At 26.6% G+C, this 5206-nt stretch carries 7 protein-coding genes; all 7 read right to left on the reverse strand.

What is annotated here, in order from left to right; genetic code table 11:
- Positions 1-54: 54 nt before the first annotated feature.
- Positions 55-165: a prepilin-type N-terminal cleavage/methylation domain-containing protein gene (locus JG677_RS06930; protein ID WP_267905154.1), complete on the reverse strand. Its 111-nt coding sequence runs from the start codon at positions 163-165 to the stop codon at positions 55-57.
- Positions 166-174: 9 nt separating this feature from the next.
- Positions 175-1182 (reverse strand): tRNA (adenosine(37)-N6)-threonylcarbamoyltransferase complex transferase subunit TsaD, encoded by a 1008-nt coding sequence (tsaD, locus tag JG677_RS06935; RefSeq protein ID WP_200285919.1) that lies wholly within the window; start codon positions 1180-1182, stop codon positions 175-177.
- Positions 1179-2579, reverse strand: a complete 1401-nt coding sequence (locus tag JG677_RS06940) for a M99 family carboxypeptidase catalytic domain-containing protein (protein WP_200170295.1) — start codon at positions 2577-2579, stop codon at positions 1179-1181. The genes tsaD and JG677_RS06940 overlap by 4 nt, the downstream gene beginning before the upstream one ends.
- A gap of 10 nt (positions 2580-2589) precedes the next feature.
- Positions 2590-3657 carry a 1-deoxy-D-xylulose-5-phosphate reductoisomerase gene (gene dxr / locus JG677_RS06945; protein WP_200217728.1) on the reverse strand — a complete coding sequence of 356 codons (1068 nt, stop codon included), beginning with the start codon at positions 3655-3657 and terminating at the stop codon, positions 2590-2592.
- Positions 3654-4382 (reverse strand): phosphatidate cytidylyltransferase, encoded by a 729-nt coding sequence (locus JG677_RS06950; RefSeq protein WP_200285921.1) that lies wholly within the window; start codon positions 4380-4382, stop codon positions 3654-3656. The genes dxr and JG677_RS06950 overlap by 4 nt, the downstream gene beginning before the upstream one ends.
- Before the next feature lie 8 nt (positions 4383-4390).
- Positions 4391-4732: a hypothetical protein gene (locus tag JG677_RS06955; protein WP_200170298.1), complete on the reverse strand. Its 342-nt coding sequence runs from the start codon at positions 4730-4732 to the stop codon at positions 4391-4393.
- Between the two features lies 1 nt (position 4733).
- Positions 4734-5206, reverse strand: a 473-nt coding sequence (locus tag JG677_RS06960; RefSeq protein ID WP_234284659.1) for an NFACT RNA binding domain-containing protein, incomplete at its 5' end; no start/stop codon positions are given.

A 5206-nucleotide genomic window follows, 5' to 3' on the forward strand; every position in this document is an offset into this window, starting at 1 on the left:
AATTTGAATTTGCGCTCTAGAGTGGAAAGTTTATGTAAAAAATATAATACTAAATTATATCTTGCCCCTCTTGCTAATATTTAGTTTTGGCAAAGCAATAGCAGCTAAAACTCCTAAAATAATAATTACAAAAATAAGCTCTAAAATAGTAAAAGCTTTTTTCATTTTATTTCCTTAAATTTTTGAAAAATTAAGCGATTTTGGGCTTAAAATTTCTTGTTCAATATTTACAAAATCTTTATTTTTATAAGCATCTATAGCTGCTCTTGCTATCATTAAAGCATTATCAGAACAATAAGCAAGAGGGGCAAGATATAATTTAGTATTATATTTTTTACATAAACTTTCCACTCTAGAGCGCAAATTCAAATTTGCACTAGCACCTCCAACAATGCCAAAAAACTTAAAAGAATATTTTTTAAAAATCTTTTCTAATTTATCTAATATATGCAAACAAGCAGCATTTTCAAAAGCATAAGCAATCTCAGCTTTTATACTTTCATCTAAATTCTTATATTTTAATATCTCAAGTCTTGCTTGATTTTTAAGTCCTGAAAAACTATAGTTAAGTTCCTTTGAATGCAACATAGGTACAGAAAAACTTAAATTTTTACAAACTGCTTTTTTAGCTAAATTTTCAATTTCAACTCCACCAGGATAAGGTAAATTCATCATCTTAGCTACCTTATCAAAACTTTCTCCAAAGCTATCATCACAAGTCCTTGCTATGATATTTAAATTTTTATCTTTATCAAGCTTTATTACCATAGTATGACCACCACTTACAAGTAAAATGCCCATATCAAGCAAAAGTTCTTGTTTTAAAAATAAAGAATAAATATGTCCTTTTAAATGATTGATTGCGATTAAAGGAAGATCTAAACTTAAAGATAGAGTTTTTGCCATAGTAATGCCATTTATTAAACTTACACTAAGTCCAGGTTCATTGGTTACAGCTATGGCACAAAGTTTATCAAAATAATTTTTGCATTGCTCTAAGATATTTGGTAAAGCTGCATTATGAAGCCTTGCGGCAAGCTCTGGAACTACTCCGCCATATTTACAATGTTCTTCTTCTTGGGAAATTTTCTTATGAAAAACACATTCAAAATTATCTTTATTTATAATTGCTATAGAACTATCATCACAAGAACTTTCTATAGCTAAAATAAGATTTTTCATTCAAACTCCACCAAAACAGAACCTAAAAATTTATCTTTTTTACTTGCTGCTTTTAAAATTTGCGTATTTAGAATTTTAGCATTTTTAATGAGCTTATCTTTTTCATCTTGCCTTAAAAATTGTTCTTGCAAATTAGCTCCTCTTAATTCATAAAATTCAACACGATAAATTTTTCCATCCCTATCTAAAGAATATTCTTTTTGCATATTTTTTTTATGAATGACTATATCGCTTTCATCTTTTGAATGATCAAATCCTATTACATTTACGCGAACATTCTGCATTTTTGGTATTAAAAAATTATCCTTTATTTTTATTTTCTCACCAAAAGAATATGTTTGAGTTTTATTTTGATCAACAATGATTTCTATTTTATTAAAAGCATCACTAAATTCGAAATATTCTGGATAAATTCTTGTTTGAAATCTATTTCCATATTGAATAAAAAATGAATTATTTTCAGCAATAACTGCTGTTAGTTCATTGCTGGTATTGTATGTTAAATCCTTATTAACTGGAAAAGGTAAAAATTTAATTGCTTTTCTAGGATTTTTAAGCCATAATAAAATTTTATCATTAAAAAGTTTGACTTCAATTTCTTTATTAATTGCTTCATAAACACCTTGCGGGGTTAATTCAAAATTTCTACTAAATTCAATTCCTGCTGTTTTTAAATAATTTTCTATAGCCAAAAGATGATAATACGCTCTTAAATGGACTGCTAAATTTTTACTTGCTTCATTAGCAAATGCAGCTTTATGATGGGATATAACAAAATATGTTAAAGCTTTTAGCATTTGAGTATCGCCAGATTCTTTAGTTTTGGTATTTTTTAAAAAATATTCGTGCTTTGGATCAATCAAATAAGAATTAACTTGATTGATAGTTTGAGTAGCTATATTTTCAAGATCATTATATTTGCTTGCATTAATTTCGCTAGTATCAATCACACTTGAATTTCCCCAGCGATTGGGATTTTTTAAGGAATTTATATAAGTTGGATGATAAAAACCCCAGCCATCGTGCAAATTAATTACCATACCTACTTCAGGCTTTAAAATCAGTTCTTTAATACGTTTGATAGTATTAAAATCAGGGTCATTTGGACTAATATTGGCAAATTTTCTATTTAAATCTCCATTAGCGCCTCTACTTCTTTTAATAATACTATCAAAAGCAAGATTAGGAGCAACTATAATCTTACCTTTGGTAATATTATAATCACTCAATAACAAGCTTGCTGCATGAAATCCCCCTGGCTCATCTCCTTGAATACCACCAAAAATTAAAACCGTATTATTATCATCTAAACTTTTACCATTTTCTCCCACACTAAATTCAAGATTATAAGCAAAAATTTGTGTTAAAAAAATAAAAAAAATTGATAAATATTTCATTTTTGCCTCATTATTTCAAATAATGTTTTACTTTCTCATCATATTCAAATACCTCATCGATACTTGAAATTTTTGGATAGCCAAAATGATTTAAAACTTTAAAAATATTTTTTGAAATATCTAAAAAATTGCATTCTTGATTTAAGAATTTTTTTACCATAATTTCATTAGCTCGATTAATCAAAACTCCGATTTGTGGATGATTTAAGAACTCATCTTTTAATGCAAAAACAGGATATTTTTTAATATTTATTTTATAAAATTTTAAACTTGGTAATTTAGTAAAATCTAAAGCTTTTAATATTTTATATTGATTGTTTTTAAAAATAGCTTGAGAAATGGCTAATTTCATATCAGCATAAGAAAAATATGCTGTGCTAGTACCATCTTTAAATTCACACATAGCATGGATTAAAGACTTTGGCTCTATAAGTGCATCAATATTTTTAGTATTAAATAAATAATAAGCTTCTATAATCTCAAAAAGTTTATTTATCATCGTAGCACTATCAATAGTAATTTTTTTTCCCATGCTCCAATTTGGATGCTTTAGAGCATCTTTAGCTTGCATTTTAGCTAAATCTTTAATTTTAATTCTCCAAAATGCTCCTCCACTAGCCGTAATAAAAAGTTTATTGATATTTTTTTGATTTTTTATTAAAAAATTTAAAGCGCAATGTTCGCTATCAATAGGTCTAATCTTAGCTCCTTTTAAAAATTCTCCAGCTATAACTAAACTTTCTTTATTAGCTAAAGCAATCTCTTTTCCAAGCTCTTTTGCTTTTAAAGAGCTTCTTAAACCATCAAAACCTACAATAGCATTAACAAATAATTTATCTTCGCATTCAGAAAGAATTTTTTCCAAACCCTCTTGAGCGCTAAAAACATTTTTATGATTGACATAAGATTTATTTTTTGAATCTTTAATGCAAACAAATTTAGGCTTAAATTCAGCAATTTGCTCATTTAACAACTTAATATTATCCCCACAAGCTAAAGCTGAAATAGGAATTTTATAGCGTTTGGCTAGTTTTAAAGTATTTACCCCTATGCTTCCTGTACTACCAAAAAGTATCATAAAAGAACAACCATTACAAAAGAAGCAATGATTATAGCATCGATTCTATCTAAAATTCCCCCATGACCTGGAATTAAATCTCCACTATCTTTTACACCTGCTTCTCTTTTAAAATAACTTTCAATTAAGTCCCCAATTACGGCAAAAATTGAAGCAAAAAAAGAACAAATTAAGCTTAACCAAAAATCATAAACAAAAACTCCCATTAAAAACCCTATAAGAGTACCAAAAATAATCCCTCCTATAACACCTTCTAAAGTTTTTTTTGGACTTGTTGGTGAAAAAGGCGTTTTTCCTATAAGTTTTCCAACAAAATACGCCATACTATCACAACTTGCAACGATTAAAATAAGCCAACACAAAGCAAACATTCCAAAACTTAAATACACTTGCCAAAGTGCCAAAATAGGCAAAGTAGGATAAAGGTAAATAAAAGACAATTTTAAATTATCAGCCTTTTTATATACTAAATATCCAACAATTAACAAAAAAGCTAAAATCCCAAATAATAAAGCTTCTTTTGTCAAACTTCCTACAATAAAAGTAATAAAAACTGGAATTATTGAAGCATTTTCAAGTTTAAAAAGATTTTTTGCCTCATCAAATGCAAAATATAACAAAGCCCCAAAAACAATAAAATTTATAATAAATTGATTAATTAAAACAATAATCGCTATTGCTATAATCATTATAAAAGCTGAAATAATTCTTGTTTTATCAAACATTTTTTTCCTTAAATACTCATATCTAAATGATGGATATTTTTTTGTTGCTCTTCTTTACTTTGATTTTCTTCATATTCTTCGCTATCATCATCTTCTTCATCTTGATTATCTTTAAATTTTTTTTTCTTTTTTTCTTTTTCTTCTTGAGAGCGTTCTTTAACTTCTTGATTAATTTCTTTTGTTTCATTTACTTTTTCGAGTTTATCAATCGTTTTTTCTTTATCTATAAATTCATTCATATTTGCAATAGATGCAAAACCTTCTTTAGCTAACTCATTGCTTGTTTGAGTTGCTGGATAAGCCATATTTTGATTAATAAAATTCATATTTCCTATAGGAGAGACTGGCATTTTACTCCTTTATTAATTTCATACTCTTAAAATTAGTATAATTTACAAGAGCTTTTTCTTTAATTTTAACAAAATTTCTTTTTGTATAATCGACTAAATAACTGCCGGGCTTTAAATTCGAAAAATTAATACAAAGTTTTGCTGCAAATTCTATCACTTCTTCGTTTATTTTTTGTTTATTTGAAGTAATAAAAACATGAGCACTGGAAAAATCTTTAATATGAAACCATAAATCTTCTTTTTTTGAATTTTTAAGTAAAAATTCATTGCCTTTTTCATTTTTTCCTACGCTGATTTTAAATTCATTAAAGTAAAAATCAATAATATTAGAGTCTTTTTGTATTTTCTTATTTTCATTTAATTTTTTTCTAGGAAATAAAAGTTCTAATTCAAAAAGATCCTTAGCATTACACAAAAGTCTATAAAGCTTTTCGTAAAAATCCATTTTTTCTAAAAGATTATTTCTTTCAATAC

It is taken from the genome of Campylobacter sp. TTU-622, from assembly GCF_016598965.1.
Lineage (GTDB): Bacteria > Campylobacterota > Campylobacteria > Campylobacterales > Campylobacteraceae > Campylobacter_D.